Origin of the sequence: Mucilaginibacter terrae, assembly GCF_031951985.1 — a bacterium.
In the GTDB taxonomy this organism is placed as follows: Bacteria; Bacteroidota; Bacteroidia; order Sphingobacteriales; family Sphingobacteriaceae; genus Mucilaginibacter; species Mucilaginibacter terrae_A.
The window spans coordinates 4,225,646-4,248,248 of the sequence record NZ_JAVLVU010000001.1 but is presented as its reverse complement, the minus strand read 5'-3'; the positions used below and the strand labels follow the sequence as shown (position 1 = coordinate 4,248,248).

General features: G+C 47.0%; 12 protein-coding genes. All 12 read right to left on the bottom strand.

What is annotated here, in order from left to right; translation table 11 throughout:
• Positions 1 to 51 precede the first annotated feature (51 nt).
• Positions 52 to 3,417 carry a glycosyl hydrolase gene (locus QE417_RS18075; protein WP_311951979.1) on the bottom strand — a complete coding sequence of 1,122 codons (3,366 nt, stop codon included), beginning with the start codon at positions 3,415 to 3,417 and terminating at the stop codon, positions 52 to 54.
• A gap of 248 nt (positions 3,418 to 3,665) precedes the next feature.
• Positions 3,666 to 6,962 carry a glycoside hydrolase family 2 TIM barrel-domain containing protein gene (locus tag QE417_RS18070; protein WP_311951977.1) on the bottom strand — a complete coding sequence of 1,099 codons (3,297 nt, stop codon included), beginning with the start codon at positions 6,960 to 6,962 and terminating at the stop codon, positions 3,666 to 3,668.
• A gap of 3 nt (positions 6,963 to 6,965) precedes the next feature.
• Complete coding sequence (locus QE417_RS18065) at positions 6,966 to 8,561, bottom strand: sodium:solute symporter family transporter (protein ID WP_311951976.1); 1,596 nt, start codon at positions 8,559 to 8,561, stop codon at positions 6,966 to 6,968.
• A 9-nt stretch (positions 8,562 to 8,570) separates the two neighbouring features.
• On the bottom strand, positions 8,571 to 9,656 hold the full coding sequence (locus QE417_RS18060) for a Gfo/Idh/MocA family protein (protein ID WP_311951975.1): 1,086 nt from the start codon (positions 9,654 to 9,656) through the stop codon (positions 8,571 to 8,573).
• Between the two features lie 51 nt (positions 9,657 to 9,707).
• Positions 9,708 to 12,257, bottom strand: a complete 2,550-nt coding sequence (locus QE417_RS18055; RefSeq protein WP_311951973.1) for an L-rhamnose mutarotase — start codon at positions 12,255 to 12,257, stop codon at positions 9,708 to 9,710.
• Between the two features lie 144 nt (positions 12,258 to 12,401).
• Positions 12,402 to 13,304, bottom strand: a complete 903-nt coding sequence (locus tag QE417_RS18050; protein ID WP_311951971.1) for a sugar phosphate isomerase/epimerase family protein — start codon at positions 13,302 to 13,304, stop codon at positions 12,402 to 12,404.
• Between the two features lie 298 nt (positions 13,305 to 13,602).
• A complete protein-coding gene (locus QE417_RS18045; protein ID WP_311951969.1) occupies positions 13,603 to 15,006 on the bottom strand; it encodes an alpha/beta hydrolase family protein in 1,404 nt (467 codons plus the stop codon).
• 118 nt (positions 15,007 to 15,124) lie between these two features.
• Positions 15,125 to 16,273: a sialidase family protein gene (locus QE417_RS18040; RefSeq protein ID WP_311951967.1), complete on the bottom strand. Its 1,149-nt coding sequence runs from the start codon at positions 16,271 to 16,273 to the stop codon at positions 15,125 to 15,127.
• A gap of 9 nt (positions 16,274 to 16,282) precedes the next feature.
• Positions 16,283 to 17,008, bottom strand: coding sequence for a DUF3826 domain-containing protein (locus QE417_RS18035; RefSeq protein WP_311951965.1), 726 nt, complete (start codon positions 17,006 to 17,008; stop codon positions 16,283 to 16,285).
• A gap of 30 nt (positions 17,009 to 17,038) precedes the next feature.
• Entirely contained in the window at positions 17,039 to 19,804 is a 2,766-nt protein-coding gene (locus tag QE417_RS18030; protein ID WP_311951963.1) for an alpha-L-rhamnosidase, read from the bottom strand.
• 2 nt (positions 19,805 to 19,806) lie between these two features.
• Entirely contained in the window at positions 19,807 to 22,218 is a 2,412-nt protein-coding gene (locus QE417_RS18025) for a glycoside hydrolase family 2 protein (RefSeq protein ID WP_311954682.1), read from the bottom strand.
• Positions 22,115 to 22,597, bottom strand: coding sequence for a sugar-binding domain-containing protein (locus QE417_RS18020; protein ID WP_311951961.1), 483 nt, complete (start codon positions 22,595 to 22,597; stop codon positions 22,115 to 22,117). Before QE417_RS18020 ends, QE417_RS18025 begins: the two co-directional genes overlap by 104 nt.
• Between the last annotated feature and the right edge of the window lie 6 nt (positions 22,598 to 22,603).

Below are 22,603 nucleotides of genomic sequence, written 5' to 3'. Positions count from 1 at the left end.
TACTTATCCATGGGATACCGAAACAAGTTCGGCATGACGGGTTGATTGGTATTATCTGCCAACCTTTTCCAAAATCACCGGCCCCATCAAACCTGCCGGCAACAATGGTTTGCCATCTAAACGGTATGGCGCGTTGGTCCACGTAATCTGTTTTTCCTTAGGCAACCGATGATCGCCCATAAGGCGGTTGGCCCAAGTATTGGTTACTTCTATTTTAATTTGGTTGCTGCCCGGTTTAAGGGCTTTTGTAATATTTACGCGATAAGGTGCTGTCCAGGCTACACCGCAAGGCAAACCATTAACAGTTACCTCGGCAAGGTTATCTACCTTACCTAAATTAAGCCATACACTTTCACCTGTTTTGGCAGCAGCCTTCCAATTGAAATTTTGCTTGTAAACGGCAGTTCCTGAATAATAACGGATGGTTGAATCGGCTGATAGGCTCCAGTCTTGCAAAGTGTTCCACTTTACAGGCGCTTTGGGTCCGCCCAATTGGGGATCAAAGCTAACTCTCCAGGCCGTTGATAAGGTTTGAACGTTTTGCGGTGTGGGTTTAGTCTTTACCGCACCGGCTAAAGATTTGGTTGGTGTGCGCAACACCACAAATACCGATCCGCCAACTTCCAATTCCACAGGAATTAATATTCTGCTATTATCTATCCTCCAGCCCGGTGCTTCGCTGATTTCGCCGGTAAGGGCGTCAAATAATTCGGGCGTTTGGTTTGTTAAACGTAACGATACTTCCAGCTTACGTTTGGCGCTCAACTGGTTTGATATAAAATACAACTCGAAGCCATTGCCAGAACGGTGGCTCCACGAAATACTATCAGCACGTTTGCCATTTTCGTTCGCCATAAAATCTCGTTCCAAACCAATGCTGTTCAAATCTGGCTGTACGTAAGGCCCAACAAGCAGTTTGCCTTTGCCACTTTGCTTTAACGCCGGACCAGCCTCCGGGTGATAAATTATCGTAGCACCATCGGCAATAAGTTGATTGAGTTTACTAACCACCGCTGCCGACCGCACCGCGCCATTTGGCAACATTTGCGTACTGCCCGGCACAACCAGCACCTTATAACTTGCTCCGCCGGGTAATTCAACACGGCCATTAACCACTTTAGCCAAACGCATGAGCACATCCAGGTTAAATGAATCATACTTATAACCACGCAGCGGGTCTATTAAATCTTCGGAACCAAGCATGTTAGCACTGCTGTTTACCCCAATGGGGATGGTGCGCATAGGCAAGCCTTTATTAGCCAAACGTTCCTTTTCGCGGGCAACACGTTCATTACCAAACAGACCGGGCAGTGTAGGTATCAACCTATTGGGCAATAACGACCGGCGCGGAGTTTCTTCGCCGGTAAACACGGCAATATCGGTAACCGGGTGTCCTTGCTGAAGTAATGCCTGGCAACGGCTTACGTACTCAATCCATGCCCGACCGGGCTTATACCAGGTTTGATCGCGCTGCATAAACAAGCCAATACCATCGAGGGTCATTCCGGGTTTACGGTCGGTCCAGGGGTTGTGCATGTTTACGTGATAATCAATTTTATTGACACCCAGTGCCAGGTTACGGTCGCCCAAGGCTTTCAGCATACCCGGATGCTCGTTCCACATGGTACGCAACTCGGTATATGATTCTGACTGGATGATGTTTTTACCATAAATATGCCCGCCCGAGATGGCGTCTAACATATCATTAGGTTTATCGTGTGTAGGACTATTCAGCCAAAATTCGCCCATGGTAACATCGGCTTTGCTGTAATGCAGCAGGCCATCGCTCACCATAGTTGGAGCAACGCTTTCGGCAGTAAACGTGCAGCCTTTTTGGTGCGCCAAGTCAGCCAAAGTAACGTAGAATTTATCAACAATAAGCTCGGCAATGGTTTGGCGCACATCGGCGAGTACCTGTTCCGATTCTGCCGCGCTTTCCACCGGAATACCCGCCATAACAGGCAAATAAGGCATTAAATCGTACCCGCGGCGCTGCTTAAACTCCTGCGCAAATGAGGCCGACCAGTTTTGGCTGCCGCACTCCCAGCTATCCATATGGAATACCTTTAATACACGGCTTGCCAGCTCGGGTCCAATCTGTTTCCAAGCTTCGCCGTACCAGTTATCAAACTGCATTTTAACGGCAACCGGGTTAAACTTATCGCACTCCAAACCTGCACCTTTGCCCCCCGTAGCATTGGTATGCCCGGTTGAGGTATGGCCAATACGTAATATAGTCCAGTTGCCGGCAGGCGCTTTCCAGTTGAGGCGGCCGCTGGCATCCAGCTTATCGGTAAGGTTAATAATTTTATTTTTATTGATGCACAGTTCAGCCGGTAATTGTTCGGCCGTTGTGTTTTTACTTACGCGCCAAACCTCGCCGGTTTTACCTTCGAACTGACTAATGCTTGGGTCGGACGATAGCTCAATACCTGTAATTTTTAACGACTGCTTCCACTTGGCAAAGTCCAGATCCTCCGCGCCCGGCTCCGAACCTTCGCGATTATAGTAAAACCTGAAATACTTGGCTGTGGTTGGCGTAATGGTATGCGTAACGTCTATACCGGCATCCTGCCAGCCGTGGCGCGGTGGCAACAACTGCCCTACCTTACGGAACACCTTACCGTCATCACTTACCTCAACACGCAAACGCTGCGCCTGGTAATTGGGTGATGCCGTATGAACCACCAGCGAACGGCACAGAAACGGCTGTGCAAATTCCATCTGTATCCAGCACGAATCGGTAGTAGCAAAAGTCTTTTTATTTCCCGGTTCGGCTAAATACTGTACATCGGTATTGGGTAAGTTGGTTGTTATTTTAGGCTTTAGGGCAGCACTGCTAACACCCGCTCCTTGCGGCGATGGGTAGGCCAGCACGGCAATATCTCTATAAAAGCCTTTGTAGCTTTCGGGGCATTGCAATGTATCGTTATACTGCTTTCCGCCGCTAACCATGGTTTTGCTAAACACCACCTTTTGCATCGATAGCTCGGGCGTAATCCACGGACCACCAGCCAGCGCGAAACCATCGCTCACGTGCATGCCCATCTTCAGCCCCAGGCGGTCGGCTTCCTGCATCGAAAACTTCACCATATCCCACCACAAGGGCGACAATTGCTCAACCGGCGGCGTCATATACGGCGGGTTTGCCACGCCCTTAATGGTCATTAAATAAGCGCCCCCCAAACCGGCATTCTTCATGGCTTCCAAATCGGCGGTTATACCCGTCTTGCTCACCGAAGCCTGCATCCAATACCATATAGCCCAGGATTTTGCCGCGTAAGGTGGATTCTTAAACAGTTTTTCAAGATCGGGCTGTTGGGAGTTTTTTGCGCCGGTTTGCGCAAAATTTTTATCGATAGAAGAACTCAGGCATATAATACCAAGCGTTAAATATTTTATCAGGTTCTTCTTCATTCTCTATTAAATTATTAACCTCGTTGCCATTTTTCTTTTTTGGGGCGTTACCCTCCGGGTCGGGCTATCCGTTACAAGTCCTTGTTCCGCTATGCTTCACTCCGGGCTTTTCACTGCTATCCCTAACGCGGCCACCCTCTTCCTCCGTCATTGCGAGGTACGAAGCAATCTCTGCGGATGCAAGGCGTTCAGGCACAGTTCAGAGATTGCTTCGTACCTCGCAATAACGGGTTTACTATTTAGTCTCTCTACTTCCCACTCTTCACCTTACTCACCACACCACTCACATTAGCAGCGGTAGCCTTGCAAGGCAACAAACTAAAACCATAGCTATACGGCTTAGCCGCTATCTGGTAAATATCCAGCGGTGCCGCCACGTCCGACCAGCTGTCGTTGCCGCCTACGCCCATCTGTATTAAATCGATATTGAGGGTAATGTAACCGGCATCTTTCAACTTGTTGGTGTGTTTGGCACCTACAATGTTAGCTTCGGTATAAGGCCAGGCGCTCATGCTCAGCAGGCTATCAGCTACAACCAAAAGACCGTCCTGTTTTTTATCATTCAGGAACATCCAGCGCACATCGGTGCGGTTTCCATTTTCCTGTGGTACGGCGTAATTCTCCATAAAATCGGTGATAGACTGGCTGTAAATTCCCGCCTCGAAACCGCTGCGACGGTCAATATAGTTTTCCAACGGGCCGCGACCATAATAGCTGATATTATCGTAACTGCGTTTAATGCCTCCTTGCATACCCACTTTGGGCAGGTTAGGCAAGCCGCTTACTTTTGGCGCAAACTTATAATCAACCTTAACCACACCTGTTGTATTAACGGTATAAGTTACAGTAACAGCGGCGCTATCACCTACAATACTATAGTTGCTGGTTATGGCAACCGAACCGTTGGACAGTTTACTGGCAGCAACGTTTTTAAGTTTAGGAACTGATGTATACCACGGCTTCAATTTTTTATTAGATTTCCAGCCACGCAGGTCGTTATCGGTTACCGGGCGAGTAAAATGCGGTAGTAAAGGGGCTGATATTTGCTCCTGGTTATTAAACACGTACGAGCTTAGCGCACCATTTTGCTTGTTGATACTTACTTTAAAGCCTTTACCGATTAGTGTGTAAGCATCAGCGCCATCATTCAATGCAACCGCACCATTGGCTGATACTGCTTTGATTGGTACTAAACCTGTCAGCGCAAACTGGTCTGAAGCTATTTCGTAACCTTTAGCGGCCCAAAGTTCATCTTTACCTAAGTTGAAATGTATATCGGCCAAATATTCGTGCCCTGCTTTTAGCGAGGGCAAGTATGGCTTAATGTTAATAACGGTATCTTTTCCAGCCGCAAGGTTAATAGATGGTATCGGTTTGCTCACCACAACTTTACCGTCCTCACGTACCTGTAACAAAATACCAAAACCGGCTAAAGATTGTACGGCACTGCGGTTGGTGATTTTCACTAAACCTTTGGCAGCATCAACCAACTCGCTTACCACTGGTTGAAAAACATGCTTGCTTTCAAACATGGCAGCCTTAGGGCGACCATCGGACGCTACCGTTCCTTTAATGGTAAAGTTATCGAAATACTTTTCGCCGTAATCGCCGCCGTAGGCAAAAAACTCTGTTCCTGATGAATCGCGTTTCAGCAAGCCTTGGTCTTTATATTCCCAAATGGCACCGCCAATTACGCGCGGTAATGAGCGCCATTGGTCCCAAAGGTCTTTCAGGTTACCGTTCGAGTTACCCATGGCATGCGAGTATTCTACAAAGAAAATGGGGCGCTTATCGCCGTTCTTTTGGTTTGCCAGCAATGGCGCGGTATATAATGCCGGGTACATGCGGCTCACAATATCTACATAAGGCTCATCAATAGGGTTTTGCAGGCGGTGCGAGTGGTCGTTTGGTTTGAGGTAACGCGCATCGGTTACGTCAATGTAGCCTTCGGCCTGTGGTGTTCCCTGTGCAGGTTCGTAATGTACCGGGCGGGTAATGTCAAAATCGTGTATCCACGCTGCCATAGCAGCATGGTTTGGTCCGCGACCGGCCTCGTTGCCTAAACTCCATATCACAATGCTTGGGTGATTTTTATCGCGCATAACCATACGGGTGGCACGGTCAAGGTAAGCGCTGGTCCATTGAGGGTCGTTGCTTAGTTTCGAGCCTAAACCGTGAGTTTCGAGGTTAGCCTCGTCTATCACTAAAATGCCGTATTGGTCGCACAAGTCGTACAGGTACGGGTCCATAGGGTAATGACTGGTACGGATGCAATTGAAGTTGAAACGCTTAATGGTGCGCACATCCTCTAAAATATCTTCGCGCGAAAGGGCTTTACCTTTAACTGCATGGTGGTCGGGACGGTTGATACCGTACAGGTAAGTCACCTTACCGTTAATGAGCAGCTTGCTGTTATCCTTCGCAAACTCTACACTGCGGAAACCTAATTTGCAGCTTTTAACTTCCAATACTTTGCCGGTACTATCTTCTAACGACAGCGTAAGCGTGTAAAGGTTAGGTTGTTCATCGCTCCATTTGGCCGGGTTGCTTACTTTTGCTTCCATCAAACCAAACTTCACGTTATCTAAACGCGGGTATATCTCGTTTATAATATCGTTTACACTACGTTGCAATGGTTTTTCAAAAACTGCTTCGCTATTCTTATCAAACAACTGCGCTTTAAGTTGATAACCGTTTATAGCTTTACCGGTCAAGTTCTCCATACGCGGACGAATGCTAAGCACAGCATCTTTATACTGCTTATCCAGTTTGGTTTGATAAAAGAAATCGGCAATACGTAGTTTAGGTTCGGCCAGTAGTATTACCTCGCGGTGAATGCCGCTCAAACGCCACTGATCCTGATCTTCCAAAAAAGAGCCATCGCTCCAGCGGATGTTTTGTACGGAAACGATATTTTCACCAGCCTGTAAATACGGAGTAATATTAAACTCCGATGATAGGAAACTATCCTCGCCATAACCTAAAAACTTGCCATTCAGCCAAACCTTAAAGCCCGAACTTACGCCGCCAAAATGCAGGGTAACGTTCATGTCTTTCCAGTTGGCAGGCAGGGTAAACGTGCGCTGGTAGCTGCCCACACCATTAACATCATGCGGTACATACGGCGGGTTAACCGGGCGGAACGGGTATACCGCGCTTTTGTAAATAGGCTTGCCATAACCCAGCATTTCCACACTTGAAGGCACAGCTATTTTCTTCCAACCGCTAACACGGCTTTTATAAAAATCTTTAGGTGCATCGGCAGGTTTTTCGGCAAACGAGAAATCCCATTGACCGTTCAAAGAAATCATACGACCCGATTTTTCGCGATCGCCCTGCACGGCCTCGTTCACTGTGGCAAATGAGTATGCTGTGGCACGTGAGGCATCGCGGTTGATACCGCTCACCAGAGGATCTTCCCAGGGTTCGGTACTAAAAACGGCAGGCGCGTTGGGCACAGCAGCAGGGGTTTTATCAACCAGCTGCGCAAAAACGCTTACAGGCAGCGATAAGGCAGTTATTATGTAGATGATCTGTTTCTTCATCAATTAATGTCCATTAAAATAAAGGTATAGGCCAATCATCACCACGGTTAACAGCACCCAGGCCATTTTTACTTTTGATGATGTTTGCGGTGTATTTTTTTCTTCGTCTACGTCGGCTATGTAAACTTTAGGGTTAGGGTCTAACAGAGATACAATAATTGCAACCACCATTAAAAACGCAAACACATAGAACGACAGCAGCAGGTAATGTGGCCAGAAATGGTAAATATCTTTAGGGAAAACCCACAGGTAGAGCACCCCAACCAAAAGACTGAAAGCCGACCCGGCCGAAAGCACGGTGTTCACGGCCGAACGGGTAGTACGTTTCCAAAATACTGTAAGCAGGAACACTACCGATAAAGGCGGCGCAATAAAGCCTAATATAGACTGGAACACATCGAAAAACTTTAATCCTTTAATGCTATCCAACGCAATGGCTACCCCTACCGACAAGATACAACCCACGATGATTGACATACGGCCAATGCTGATGAGCTGCTTGTTGGTAGCGTTTTTATTGATGCGCTCGGCGTAAATATCCATGGTAAACACAGTACTCAGCGAGTTAAGCGACGAGCCGATGGTACCCACCAAAACAGCTATCAGCACTACGATTACCAAACCGTTCAACCCCGCAGGAAACAGGTTGGTTACCATGGTCATATAGGCCAGGTTTTCGTCTTTAAGATCGGGGAATATTACACGGCAAAGTATACCGGTAAATATGAATAACGGCAGCGACAGAATTTTTAACCAGCCGATGAAGTTAACCCCCAGTTGCCCCTGCTCAAGGTTGCGGGCACCCAGTACCGATTGCACCATAGATTGATCGGTACAAAAGAAAGCCACCGCCGCCACGGGGTAACCTAATAAAATGGCATGCCATGGATAAGAAGGATCGGAGGTTGGATGTAACAGGTTCCAAAAGCCTGATGGTGTTTTGCTAATTACATTGGATAAGCCGCCTGCGCGCTGAAGGCCCAACACCGTCAATAAAATAGACACGGCGATGAGCAACAGCATTTGGAAAACGTTCACCTTGGCAATAGCGGTTAAGCCACCCATGTAAGTAAACAAACCGGCAAAGGCCACCAGTACGATAACCGATTCCCACATGGGGATGCCTAAGATTTGCCTTACCAATGTTCCGCCGGCATACAAACCGAGTGATAACCATGATATTTGTATCTTGATCAAAGCATACCAGGCCAAAATAGTCCGGGTTGAATCGCCGTAGCGGTTACCCATAAACTCGGGCATGGTGTTTACTTTGGCAGCCAGGTAACGTGGTGCAAACACCAGCGCCAGTAGCATTAAAAACACAAAGGCGTACCAATCGAAGTTTACCGCCACAATACCCGTGCTGAAACCCACACCCGCAAAAGCCACCAGCATTGATGGGCCAACGTTGGTGCCCCACATGTTAAAGCCAATGCTCGACCATCCCAGCGATTTATCGCCAAGGAACAAAGTCCCTTCTTCGTCGCCACGGTTGCGATTTTTGAAACTGGCCTGTATACCCAAAAACAACAGCACCCCTAAATAGGCAGCAACAATGGCATAATCGAGTATGGTTAAATGTTGTACAATGTTTCCCATGCCGTAAGGTTAGGTTTTAAGTATATCGGGTGAAATATTAAACTCGGCCAGTATATCGTTTATTTTTACCGGCATACCGGTTTTCAGGGTGCGGTCCATGGCTTGTAAAAGCGCTACGGTACCAACACCTTCTTTTACGTCGGGGTAGGCAGTTTTTCCGTTTTCAAGGCAATCGGCTACATACTCTAAGTAATTTTGGTACTCGCCTGCATGATGGCTTTGTCCTTCAAAACGGAAGTAATATTTCAAGGTCGAATCGCCCCAAACGATGATCTTCTCTTCGCCGGTTTTATCGGTTATGGCATAGCGCAGTTCATGATAATCGGCTTGCGATGCGCCTTCAGTTCCGCGGAGGATGGTGCTCATGCCACTATCGCGCTGGGCAGGTTGGGTAGGGCCGGTATAGCAACCGCTCACGCGGGCTACGCGGCCATCAGTAGCCTTGAAGATAAAGTGCATAGTGTCCTCATTCTTGAGCCCGGCTTTTTGGCCGTTGCTGCTGATCATTCCGTAGCCCATTACCTCTTCTACATTAGGCAAATACCAGCGTATAAAATCGGCCGGGTGACTCAAGCCACCGTACAGCCATTTAAATGCCTGCTCCAAAGCCCAGGGCTTTTCTAAAAACCAACGATGATCAGCATGGTACTGTGCTTCAATAGTAATAAGATCGCCAATTAAGCCTGCTTCAAAATCTTTACGCTGACGTTTGGCCGGCTCAAAAAAGCGTGAGCTTTGACCGATGAACACCTTTTTGCCGGTTGATTCTGAAAGCTTTATAAGTTCCATAGCATCGCTCAAATCATCAATAAACGGCTTGGTGCAAATTACATGCTTACCTGCCGATAGTGCCTGTTTTACGTGGGTAGCATGCAGGTGGTCGGGCGTGTATATGGCAATGAGGTCAATCTCGGGCTTACTCAGCATTTCACCATACTCGGTAGTATAGCTATGAAAGTTAAACTCCTCGGCACGTTTTTTACACATATCGAGGTTGCGGTCGCATACCATGGTAAGCTCACATTTTGAACTGTGCAGCGCGGCCGACATGGTGCTGCGGCCTTCGCCCAAACCTAAAATTCCTATTTTCAGCATAATATTATGTTCGTGTTTCTTTATAAAACTTCAAATTCTGTACTTAAAACCTCATTTTCCCACGGGTTGAAAAAACACCCACACCTCGCCCGGCTTGGTGCCTTTTACACCTTCCTGGTACTGGCTCATAATCTTATTCCACTCATCAACCCTCGGGTTATTTTCGGTTGTTTTGGGGTTCAACTTATCCAGATTCTCACCTTTAGGTATGCTGATGATGAGCATGAGCTGGCGTTCGTTTTTCAATATTACCAACTGCTGGAAACTGGCATTGCAGAAACCCTTGCTCACCTCGGGCCATTTGGTAAACTGCGTGGCATGGTAATTTAAATACTCCTGTTGCTTCTTAGCATCGGCAACCAGATTTGTGCTCAGTACTATGTTATCCCACTCGGCTACGGTTTTACCATCGGGGCAATGTTTTTTGCGGTTAAAGGTGTAAAACCTGTCGGTATACAGTTTCACCTCGGCTTTAGGGAACATCTCTTTCAGCTTTTTAACCTGAGCTTCAGCGTTGGAGATATAGCTAAATATTACCACTCTATTAGTCCATTGATACACCGATGATTTAGGTATACCGTTACGGATGCACAGATCTTTTACCTGTTCAATATCCACCGCCTTATCATCATTGTTTACAATCTCAATTACCTGCGGATTATCAGCATAAGCATCATAACCCACATAATTTATAGCCGAAGTTGCAGTTGTCGAAACGCCTTTAAACAACTGCTTATAAGCATCCTGCAAGCCTGCATTTTGCTTAATGCTGCCGCTTACCTGCGGACCATTGTTTTCCCACTTATTATCAGGCCCGTTGGCATTTTGAAGGAACTTATCGGCCGGGGTCCAGTTATCTTTTACGGTGAAACCTGATGAACCTTCGTCACAATACAAATAAAACCAGTGATGCACATCGTGTGCGTAAGGCACCTTATAAACGCTATCCACATAGTTTTCGGCAATTACTGAACCGGGCTGAGCCGAAAGCGTGTAAATGCCCGATACATCGTATAGGTGCTTGCCGTAACGACTGATCTTGTTGGCGGTAATTTTGTTGCCGCTCATGGCATTAGGCAATTTTGTCCAACCCCAGCCCATGCTGATGCCGCTGTACGATACCTCGCTGATGTCGTTATGCTCGATGCTGATGTTTTTTACATAGCCGGCGCCAATGCCTACGCAGCCCCAATCCTCGTTGGTCGCATCGGTAATGAGGTTATTGCTGATGCGCTCGTTGGTGCATATCTCGCGCTTATCTTCGGGGTTATAAGACAGGTGTACTTCAAATGCCTCGTCCGAAAACGTGCCTACCTGTATTCCCGTGCCACCTATATCTTTAAAAAGGTTGCCTTTAATTTCATTATCGTGCGTGCCACGCTGGTAATCTACCCCGGTAGAAGCCATATGCTCGAAACGGCAACCCTCAAACCCGGTATGATGTGCGTAAGCCACCTCAACGGCAGCGGTAGGGCGACCAACCCATGCCTGGTTTTCCAAGCCTTTCTTTTCAGGAGTGCCTGCTACTTTCAGCTTGTAAGCATCGGTCATGTACATACCCGCCTGGTGCGGCACATGCCCTTGTTGCGATGGGCGCAACCACGTGGTATGTTCAAAGCCGATGCCTTTTATGTATACATAGCTAACGGGGCGGTCAGCCGTGCCGGTCATTTTCAGCAGCGTTTGCTGTGCCGGGGCAACTACTTTGGCGTTGGTCATAGCTTCGTTATTACGCGGCCAGTAGTATATCTTGTTGGTTTTGGCATCGGCATACCATTCGCCGGGCTGGTTTAAAAACTCAATGGCATTGGTGAGGTAAAAGGCCGAATTACCATTCATCTTCTTCTCCTTATCAATAACCGCCTGTGGCCAGGGGTGCTCAAATTGTATGCGGCTTTCGGGTTGCTGAAAAGTTACCTTGGCCTTATCGCCCTCAACAGTCAAGGTTTTAATGCGCAAATTGGCAATTGCCCACATTTGGTGAATTACCATTTCCATTTGACCGATGGCACCCGTTTTAGTCTTAGGTGCAGGTATCCACATTTCCTGTTTAACCTTGTCGAGCGACAGAATGCGGTTCATCAAATTATCATTATCTACCTCACGGGCACGAACCGCCTTTTTGCCGTTCACCCATAACTGTCTGAACAATAAACTTTGTCCCTCAAAAGCAGGAATATCGGAAACCCATATTTTACCTTGTGCAGCGGCAGGCAAACCGGAGACTTTAGCAGCAGCTTTACGCCAGCCTTTAATATCAACACCTCCGCTTAAAACCGGCTGCTCATTGGCTGCCGCCTCTATGCAGGTAGGCGATGCTGCCGTTCCCGAATCTTCGGGGCGGATGAAAACCGGCTCGTTCAACCTGTACTCGCCGCCTGCCAGTATAATATGAATACCGTTTTTAACACTCTCGTCATTCAACCGGCGTAACTCCCTTGCTTGTCTCAGAGCAGCATTCAAAGAAGCTTTAGGACTGGCCTTAGTACCGGGATTAGCGTCGCTTCCGTTAGGAGCCACATAAATATCAGCCGCACGCACGCCTGCCGATAATGTTATTATCAATAACAAAAGGAGTGATTTACGTAGTGCTTTATTCATGTGTGTTGTGTTCTGTATATTCTATTTCACCCCCCTGTCATTTCGAGGAACGAGAAATCTTTTCGAAGCGATTAGCTTGTCAGTTCGAAAAGATTTCTCACGCTGGTCGAAATGACAAGTTGGGTTATTCCTTCTTATATTCTCTTACCCCTGAAAAATCGACTTTACATATTCCGTATTAGCCGTAAAGTTCCATTTTACATTGCGCGGGTCTTTGGCATCGCGCGAGCGTTCAATTACCAGCCAGCCTTCCCACTTCATTTTATCGAGGGTTTTCTTAACCTTTTTTAAATCAACCTTAGGGTCGTTTTGCAGCCAGAAACCGTCGGTATTGGTGCAGTGAATCTGGCAAATGCGTTTCTTACCTAAAATTTGCAACTCCTCGCATACATCGCGGCCATTGGTCCACGCGTTCGAAAAATTGAAGTAACTCTTTATCGCTTTCGAACCTACCTCATCCAGCAGCTTAGCTTCATCGGTAGCGTTTAATGATGATTCGATGCCGATCACCACCCCTGCTTCTTCAGCTTTTAGGGCTATCATTTTCAGGCGTTCAACCACTACCGGGCGTAACTCCGGGTTCTTAGTCAAATCAGCATTTACACCGAACGGCAGGAATGCCACTTTCACATTCATGGCCTTCATGGTGTCAATACAATCCTGCACCATGCGGTCAACCCCATTCCGTGTAGCAAATGACTGTGCAAAAAAGCCGGTCATGGCCAGCGAACATATGCCGAGGTTTAATTCCTTAGCCTTATCCAAAAACTGCTGCCTGGTTTCGGCATTGTTTAACTGACTATCGAAAGTTGGCCTGTTACCCAATCCGCCCATATCCACCTCCACACCATCGGCACCAATATCTTTAGCAAGCTGAAATGCGCCCAGTTTCTGACGCTTTAGTATCATTAAATCAACCACGGCAACTTTATAACGGCCGCCTTTTGCCGCGCCCGCTAATACTGTTGCGCAGCCGCTTTGCGACAGGGCAACCGAGGCAGCGAGCAGCGATGTTTGGGTTATAAAGCCCCGACGTGTGGTTTTCATAATTTATTACTCATTTATTTCAGATCGTCATTAACGATCTGATTATAACACTTAATAACTATTCACTCAATAAACCCAATAACTAAAATCAGGGCGTTTCCCGCCTGAGGCGGGCCGGGCTATCCGCTGCAAGTCCTCGTTTCGCTATCGCTGCACTCCGGGCTTTCCGCTGCCATCCCTAACGCAAACTGCATCTTAACCGCTCGTCATTGCGAGGAACGAAGCAATCTCTGAACTATTCATAAACACCTTGCGTCCGCAGAGATTGCTTCGTTCCTCGCAATGACGTGGTTATATTTTATTTCCCTTTCGCCGCCGCAAACGCCTTCTCCAACTCCGCAAGCCCATGCACCGCATTAGCCGGCAGTTTCTCGCCCTTATCACCAAAAACATACATAGCCGGGTATTTTTCTATCGTTACTTTGCTTTCGTCAACCTTACCATCAGCACCTTTAACGGCGGCTATGTTTAACCCGAAATGCTTCGCCACAAAATCATACATGGCCAGGCGTTTCGATTTACCGTAGTCATGCCCCTCTTTAGGGAAATGCACATTGGCTACCATTTCGGGTTTGCCGTAATAGCCGTATATTTTTTGCAGATATGGCAAATCGGTATCGGGCACATTGGCCGACCAATCGCCACCATCCGATATTACCAATTGCGGACGAGGTGCCGCCATGGCAGCAAACTCATCGTTATTAGTACCGCCACCACACAAGTGCACCGGCATACCGCTTTCGCAAGGGCATCCACCCGAAAAATAGCTCGAGAGCATAACCACCGGAACGCTCAATTTAATGCGATCATCCAAGGCCGTAATCAACATGGTTTGGCTACCACCACCCGACGCACCGGTAATAGCCACGCGGGTTGGGTCGGCTTCTTTTAAGGATAGCAGGTAATCGAGTATACGTAAACTATTAAGTGCCTGTATAGTCATTGCTAAACTGCGGCGATGGTCTTTACCATCAAACTGCAGCAATGATTCGCCCCAGGCAAAAAGATCGTAACTGATAGCCATAGCGCCCATTTTGGCCAGCATAGCATAGCGATACTGCCCATCGGCGCGGTAACGGCCATCACCAAAATGCCCGTCGGGGCATAGCACTACGGGTATCTTACGTTTAAATTTTAATGGCTTGTATAATGACCCACATACGTAAACGCCGGGCAAAGTTTCAATGGCAATGTTCTCAATAGTATAACCATCCATTACCCGTTTGTTGGTAATAATAGGTTTCGATTTGGGCTTAGCCGGCATGGGCGATAACTGCAAAGCTTCGAACATACACGGACGTAAATCGGCCTTACGCCTTTCCCAACTGGCCTTATCGGTATAAAAAGACTCGAGGTAAGCCAGCTTTTCTTTGCCCTCCTCGGGCGTTAAGCGCGAGTATTCATAATACTTTAGCTTAAAGTTGCCGGGCTTTTCCTCGTTCACCTTCATATCCAGCGGAGCCAGCACGGCAGCCAACGTTTTGGCAGCGGTTGGTTTGTAACGCCAGTCGGCATAAGGCACCCAACGGTCTTTCACCATATCTTCCGAATACTTTACCGATACCTTGAATTTGGCTTCAATTTCGGATAGAACCTGTTTAAGGGGTTTCTTGTATTCGTTGTCGGAAGTGTTTTGAGCAAAAGCGTTGCAGGCGCCTAAAAGGAGCAGGATGAATAGCCTTATTTTTTTATGTATCCTCATTTTTAACACCTTACGTCATTGCGAGGAACGAAGCAAACTCTGCGAATACAATGCGTTTATGCACAGTTCAGAGATTGCTTCGTTCCTCGCAATGACGGGTTTTATTATTTTTAGTTTATTACAAATCCTTACTCTCTGCCTTAATTTCCGGCAGTTTATAACCTTTGACTTCCGGCCATTCGCCATTTTTAATTTCTACCAGTTTCAACTTCTTAGGGTCGGCAACAGCGTGCTTAATGCGCTCCCGACGCCAGGTGTAGATAAAGTGTATCATACCATCTTTGGTTTGAATAACCGATGGGTATGAGTACTGGCTGATAGGCGAATCTTCCAAAATCAAAGCTGCATACCAAGTTTTACCATCTTTTGATAACGATACATTTAATGGAGTGCGCGGACCTTTGGCCAGTTTACCCGGAGGCAATACGTGGTTATAAACCAACAGCTGACGGCCATCCTTTAACGTTATGGCGTCGGTACCCGAATTGTTGTTAGGCAGGTTGGTTTTAGATAGCGGCGTCCAGGTCATTCCTTTATCGTTCGACCATGCAGTTAGTAAAGCACGGTTACGACTACGGGCTAATAACTGCAAGCGGCCGTCCTTGTGTATCAAAATGCTGGGCTGGATGCCTTCCAGCGTATCAGGTCCTTTGGCTACTTCTATTTGTTTCCAGGTTTTGCCCCAGTCGGCAGTTACTTCAAAATGTATACGCCAGCCACCTTTGCCTTCCACACTGGTTGGACAAAACAAGTTTTTGCCTACTAAAACCGGCTTATTCTTGATTGGGCCTAAATAACCTTCGGGAAGTGCTTCCTGAGCGCCCCAGGTAACGCCGTTATCTTTAGAGCGTTTTAAATAGCCTTTCCAGGTAGATGGGCTTGGACCTATCTTATAAAATAACAGCAAATCGCCCCCCGGAATTTGGTACAATACCGGGTTCCAGGTTGGATAACGCAGAGTATCATTCTGTATGCCATTGGCTACGTTGATGCCTTCGGTCCATTTACCATTCACATAACGACTTACCCAAATACACACATCGGGGTTACGCTCCTTGGTACCCCCAAACCACGATGCCACCAAACCTTTAGGTGTTTCGGCCATGGTAGATGAATGGCACTCTTTGTAAGGAGCCTTTTCATAAATAAATTCGTCAACAGTTATACCGCTGCGCCATGGATTACTTATGCTTTGTGCATTTGAGCCAGCGGCAACCAGCAAAGTGGCGGCAACTAAACTATTCTTTATTATGCTTTTTATCTTCATGGTATAATGTTATTGAACAGGTTTGGCCTCGGCAGCTTTGGCCGCGGCCTTTTTAGCTTTTACAGCATCGGTATAAGCCTTAAACATATCGTGCCAGTTACGGCCATGAGTGTTTAAGTATTGCTCGTTCCTGGTTTTGTATATCTCGAAAATGGCCGAAATTTGGGTCATGTTCTTATAATCGACCGCCTGTTCACGGGCCTTTTTCAGGTTATCTACAATTACCTTTTCTTCTGCAGCAGTTAAATCAGGCACGATAGATTTGTAGCCGTTCAATGTAAAAGCGACCTTACCAATGGTGTATTTATCTAAAATAGCCTCCACCTGTGCCTCATCTAAATTTTGACGAAGGCCAGCCATCAGGTTTTCGTGTACCGATTTTGGCATGGCCGATATGGCAATAACCTGCCTGTCGAGCGCGCTAAGCGGGTTACCCGTAGCCGGGTTTATACCTGCCGGAACCGTAGATGCCGGGTGCTCATTATTCCAGTCGCGAATGGTTTTCAGGTGTGTTGCAATGATACCTTTAACCGCTGTTTCTTTGTTTGGATTATTGAGATTAAGCGATGTTACCCATTCAGCGGCTTTCTTCTCAGTTTCCTCGTCAGATTTTGCACGAGCCTCGGCACTTATTGGCTTTACATCAGGTACAGTCCCCGTATTTTGGGCATAAGCACTCAGCGCAAGCAATCCTGCAGCTAAAAATGCTATCGATGTTTTAAAATTCTTCTTCATATCGGTGTGCTTATATTGGTTTTTCTCTTCTTATAAATCCGATTTAAAGCTGTAGTTACCCGAGCCTGCCTCGTAAACCGCGTAGCCCTTGTCCATTTTTACAAACTTTAAGCCCTCGGCTTCGACAGCTTTTTTGCCACCCTCGGTCACCCCATCGGCCGATTTTGCAGGGATAGAGATCAGAGCCACAGCATTAGCCGGGATGCTGATATTCCAATCAAAATTGCTTCCTTTTTTCCACTCGCTTTTTACCAGTCCGTAAGGGGTTTTATATGATGATTTTACAAAGTTCAGTCCATCGGGCAGGGTTGGTTTCATAATAACCTGCTTAAAGCCCGGCTGGTTGATCCCTGCTTTAATGGCGGCGAGATTTTGGTAATACCAAACTATCAGATCGCCCAAAAGCATCACGTGGTTACCCGAGTTCATGCTTGGGTTAGCGGTGTCGCCGTTCCAAAGTTCCCAAATGGTGGTGGCTCCACGCTCGGCCATGTAGCCCCAGCTTGGGTAATCTTTATTGGTGGCAATGCGGTAAGCCAAATCAGGGCGACCGTATTCAGTCAGTCCACGCATTAACCATTGCGTACCTATCACACCGGTTGCAATGTGGTTATTATCGGTAGTGGTAACGCGTTTAACAATGTTATCGAAAACGGCTTTACGGTTAGCAACCGGGGTAATGTCAAAGTACAACGGCAACAGGTTAGCGGTTACCGTACCATTATCATACTGTTGGGTTTGCGCATTGTAGAATTTAGCATTAAAGGCATCGGCAATTTTGCCTTGTAAATCTGAAAACTCTTTGGCATCGTCCTGCTTACCTAACATTTGCGCAAAACGCTTCATTTGGAAAAGCATACGATAATAGTAAGCAGAAGCAATCAACTGTCCGTTAGTAGTACGACTGCTGTCTTTAGCATGAACCAGTTCCGGCGATTCAGGCGGCACGCACCAATCGCCATATTTATCTTTGGTTACGATATAATCTTTCATGTACTTACCCTTCATGTAGATAAGCCATTTTTTCATGGATGGATAATGCTTTTGTATCGGGGCAATATCGCTGTACTGTTTGTACAACATATCGGCAATGAGCACATAGGTACCCGGCCAGGTCATGTTATCACTGTAATAATTCCAATAGGCAGGTGCCACATCGGGTATGGCACCTTCAGCAGTTTGCGATTCCTCAATATCATCCAGCCATTTGGTGTACAACTTTTGATTATCAAAAATAAAGCTCTCACCTAACGATCCCGTTGCCCTGTCACCCAACCAAGGCATACGCTCATTACGCTGCGGACAATCAACCGGCATGCCTTTGTAGTTGCCGGCCACGCCCCACCAGGTGTTGCGGTAAACGTTGTTAATTACATCGTTTGATGTGGTGAACTCACCAATTGTAGCCAAGGCATCATACACCATCTCGCCTGTAAAATCACTCTCTTTAGGCTTGCCGGGGTAGCCGGTGATTTCAACATAACGGAAGCCGTGATATACAAAAACAGGGTGCCAAGTTTCTTCGGCAGCGCCTTTAAGGGTGTACACATCCGTAACTTTGGCATCGCGCAGGTTGGCTATGTACAGGTTACCGTCTTTCTCTAAAGTTTCGGAGAAGCGCATGGTTACTTTGTCGCCACGTTTGCCTTTTACTTTGATTTTAATCCAGCCGGTCATGTTCTGGCCCATGTCCATAATCCAGGTGCCGGGTTTAAGCTGGCTCAGTTTTTTAGGCTGAATGGTTTGCATCACCTTGATAGGTTCGCTCATTTGGGCGACTAACTTACCGCCCGGATCTTCAACCAACTGGGGTTTAAACCATTTGGCAGCATTGTAGCCTGCCTTGCTCCAACCCGTTAGTTCTTTGGTAGCATCATATTCTTCACCGTCGTACTCGTTATTGCTGCGGATGGGGCCATCGGCGGTCATTTTCCAGGTTTGGTCGCTTACCACCAGTTGATGATGGCCATCGGCATATTCAATATCCAGTTGCAGCAACAGTTTAGGAAAACCGAACTCCTTTATCTTTTTAGGCTTATACTTAGGGCGCATAGTAAAATAGCGTCCGTTGCCTAACACCGCACCAATTGCGTTTTTGCCGGGCTGCACATTGGCAGTAACATCATAAGTACTGTATTGTACCGACTTGGTGTAATCCGTAGGCATTTGTGCCAATACCTCGTTACCCACCTTTTTGCCGTTCATATACAGTTCAAAATGGCCCGGACCCGAGATGTAGGCCGTAGCCCTTTTTACTTTTGCTGCCGATGAAAATTCTTTACGGTAATAACGGGCCGATAAACGCGAGAATTTAGATACGCTATCCCAGGCAAAACCTTTTTCGTAACCTATCCATTTGCCTTTCCAATCAGCAGGGGCTAATAAGCCTATGCTCCATTTGGCAGGGGTGCTCCATTGGCTATCGCCGTTGTTGGTGTACACTTTCACTTTCCAGTAACAGGCAGTACCGCTTTTAAGGGCTTTGCCTTTGTAAGCAATCATGATAGACTCGTTAGAAGCCACCTTACCCGAAGTCCACAAATCGCCATCACCTGCCGCCAACTTAGCCGCCGATGAGGCCACTAAAACCTCATAAGCCGTTTGCTTTACATTGCGTGCAGCACTTGTTAACTGCCAGCTTAAACGCGGCTGTACCGCATCAATTCCCTGCGGGTTTACCAGCATTTCGCAACGCAAATTTTGCAGCTGAATATCGGCTGCAAGTATATTGCTACTAATGAGCCAAACACTCATCAAACCCAGCAAGACCGCTTTAATATGTTTAAATAAATTCATTATTACCTTCCCGAAAAATCAAAATAAAGGTTCATCTCTTTGGCACGCATCGGCTCCTTTTCGTAATCGTAAAAAATGTGCTTCATACCCATTGGCCCGGTATCTTCGGCGCCTAACGTTTTGTTGCCTATGGCACCTATGCCCTGCATAAACGATATATCGCCCGAGGGGAATTTCACCACATAATTATGCCATTGGTCGTCATGAGGTGTAGGTGTAAACAGGCGGAAGAAGGTATCTTCATCATCTGTAAATACGGTAACCGGCTGCCCGGTGGTAATGAATTTACACCAGTACATATTGGCATGGTAGCCCTTAAACTCCGGGTAATTCCAGGTTTGGCCGGTTTCGGTATCGTTGTAATCCTTTTTCCAAACGCCCAGTTTAGTACCTTTCATGCGGTTTTTCCACACGCGGTACGGGCCGCTGCCCATGTACTCCACCCCTTTCATTTCCTTTTCGGGGAATGAAAAGTTTACACCCACAAAATTGGTAAAGTAATCGCCGGGGAAGTAGCGCACCTGCATTTTTACCCAACCGGTTGGGTAAATGGTCCACTGCAGGTTATTATAAGCCGCCTTGCGGTCAAATGTTGATTCGATAATCACGTTCTTACCGTCCAGCTTTTGCGTAAAGTTTTTAAAATTGTTCGCACCTTCCTGCAAAACCGGACCATTGTTGAACGGAATTACGCCTTTAGCATTCTCCACCTTTTTAAGCATGCCGTTAGTTTTGCTAAACCACAGTTTAATACCGTTGGCGCTCACCTGATAAAGTGAATCAACCGTCGACACATCGATGGTTTGTTTACCGTCTTTAACCACAATTTTGCGCGCAACCTTTTCGGGTTTGCTTATGGGCCAGCTCCAGGTAAACAGTTCGCGTTTGTGGTTATCGGTTACGGTGATGTATAAAAAGTCGTAGCTTTTATAGTCGGATGGCATATTCACTTTGAGGTCGCCTTTTTCCCAGGGTTTAATATCGGGCGATGCAATAGCAATGTTCAGCTCGGCAGGTTTGGCCTTGCCGTAGGTATCGCTCACCCTAACCAGTTTACCGGTAAAGGTGCATTGGTTAAGATTGGTCACGTTGTAACGGTTCTCCAAATGAAACACGCCATCAAAACCCGAAGCAATTTCGCGGCGCTCAAAAAACACCGGCGACCATACTTCTTTCACCGTAAAAAAACTACCCTCCTTTTCATGGTAAGGGCCAACTATTCCGTCGGGACCGTGGTCTTTATCTGTATCAATCTTGCCGTTCTGGTCGGTACGTAGCACGCCCTGATCGGCAAAATCCCACAAGAAACCTCCGGCTGATAGCGGGCTAGTCAGCATCATTTTCCAGTAATCGTCAATACCGGCACCGTGGCCGCCATCGTACATGCCGTGCAAAAATTCGGTTGGCATAACTATGCTGTGGCCGTTATCGTACGTGCCTATACCGTAGTTATAATCGCGGTAGTGTTGAGTATCAAAGCCGCCAAAATCTTCCCAAGCATGCAATACGGCACGCTTTTGCATATCCAGCTTACGGAACAACGGGTCGAGTTCGCGGTTATGTCCACCCTCGTTGCCGTTAACCCAAAGTACAATCGACGGATGATTTTCATCATGCTCCATCATTTCCTTCAGGAGTTTGGTACCTGTTGGCGTATCATAATGCCCGTGCCATCCGGCCAGTTCATCGAGCACAAAAAGGCCTAATGAATCGCACACGTCCAAAAAGTGATCATCGGGCGGGTAGTGCGACATGCGCACCGCGTTCATGTTTATATCTTTAATGAGGTTAGCATCGTCAATACTGCGAGCCTTGCTTAATGCCCTGCCAGTAGTAGGCCAAAACGAGTGGCGATTAACGCCTTTGAATTTTATTTTGCTGCCATTAACATATACACCATCGCGCTGCTTAACCTCCACCGTGCGGAAGCCGAAGCGTTTGGTAACGGTATGCAAGATTTTGCCATTTTGAGTAATGGTGATTACGGCATTGTACAAATCAGGTGTTTCGGGCGACCATAGTTTTGGGTTAGCTATGTTGGCTTGCAGGTGAACAACCGAATCGGTAGTAACTGTGGCATTTGCAGAGTTGCCTACTTTTTGACCGTTCAACGTAGTTATTTGTACCGATGCAGTGCTATTAGTCGGTACATTTTTCAAATAAACATCAGCCTTAAAATCGCCATTGGCTTGCGCGTCCAGTGCTACGCGACTAATATGCTGCACCGGCAAAGCCTGCAAATACACCGGGCGGAATATACCGCCGAATATCCAGAAATCCCCCTTACGCTCGGCCTCGTTTACCGATTGATTAGCTGAATGCTTGGCAACAGTTGCTTCTAACAAGTTGGTACCATCGAATTTTATCAGCGAGGTAACATCGTATTTGAAAGCATAATACGAACCCTGGTGCATTGGCCCGGCGAAGTTTGCCATTTATCTTCACTTCAGTATCGGTCATGGCACCCTCAAAAACTATCTGAACGGTTTTGCCCTTGAACGATGCCGGAACTTTGAATTTGTATTTGTACTGCCCTACTTCTTTCCCTCGTGCGGTGTCTTTAGCCCAGCCATAGTTGTACTTGCCAAAGCCTTGCAATTCCCAGTTTGAGGGCACGGGAATAGTAGTCCATTTGCCCGAGTTGCGGCCTGCAGAGCAGTAGAATTGCCAGTTAACCGTTTTATCACTCCCTGTTCCCGAGAGGTACATTTTTTGCGTTTGCTGGGCAAAAGAAGTCAACCCCGCTAAAGTTAACAGGCAAATTAAGGTGATATGACGAACAGCAGAACTCATTAAAAC

What these genes read in the sequence shown, in the direction of transcription:
- QE417_RS18075 (WP_311951979.1), bottom strand. Translation starts at nt 3,417, where the DNA reads ATGAAGAAGAACCTGATAAAATATTTAACGCTTGGTATTATATGCCTG.
- QE417_RS18070 (WP_311951977.1), bottom strand. Translation starts at nt 6,962, where the DNA reads ATGAAGAAACAGATCATCTACATAATAACTGCCTTATCGCTGCCTGTA.
- QE417_RS18065 (WP_311951976.1), bottom strand. Translation starts at nt 8,561, where the DNA reads ATGGGAAACATTGTACAACATTTAACCATACTCGATTATGCCATTGTT.
- QE417_RS18060 (WP_311951975.1), bottom strand. Translation starts at nt 9,656, where the DNA reads ATGCTGAAAATAGGAATTTTAGGTTTGGGCGAAGGCCGCAGCACCATG.
- QE417_RS18055 (WP_311951973.1), bottom strand. Translation starts at nt 12,257, where the DNA reads ATGAATAAAGCACTACGTAAATCACTCCTTTTGTTATTGATAATAACA.
- QE417_RS18050 (WP_311951971.1), bottom strand. Translation starts at nt 13,304, where the DNA reads ATGAAAACCACACGTCGGGGCTTTATAACCCAAACATCGCTGCTCGCT.
- QE417_RS18045 (WP_311951969.1), bottom strand. Translation starts at nt 15,006, where the DNA reads ATGAGGATACATAAAAAAATAAGGCTATTCATCCTGCTCCTTTTAGGC.
- QE417_RS18040 (WP_311951967.1), bottom strand. Translation starts at nt 16,273, where the DNA reads ATGAAGATAAAAAGCATAATAAAGAATAGTTTAGTTGCCGCCACTTTG.
- QE417_RS18035 (WP_311951965.1), bottom strand. Translation starts at nt 17,008, where the DNA reads ATGAAGAAGAATTTTAAAACATCGATAGCATTTTTAGCTGCAGGATTG.
- QE417_RS18030 (WP_311951963.1), bottom strand. Translation starts at nt 19,804, where the DNA reads ATGAATTTATTTAAACATATTAAAGCGGTCTTGCTGGGTTTGATGAGT.
- QE417_RS18025 (WP_311954682.1), bottom strand. Translation starts at nt 22,218, where the DNA reads ATGCACCAGGGTTCGTATTATGCTTTCAAATACGATGTTACCTCGCTG.
- QE417_RS18020 (WP_311951961.1), bottom strand. Translation starts at nt 22,597, where the DNA reads ATGAGTTCTGCTGTTCGTCATATCACCTTAATTTGCCTGTTAACTTTA.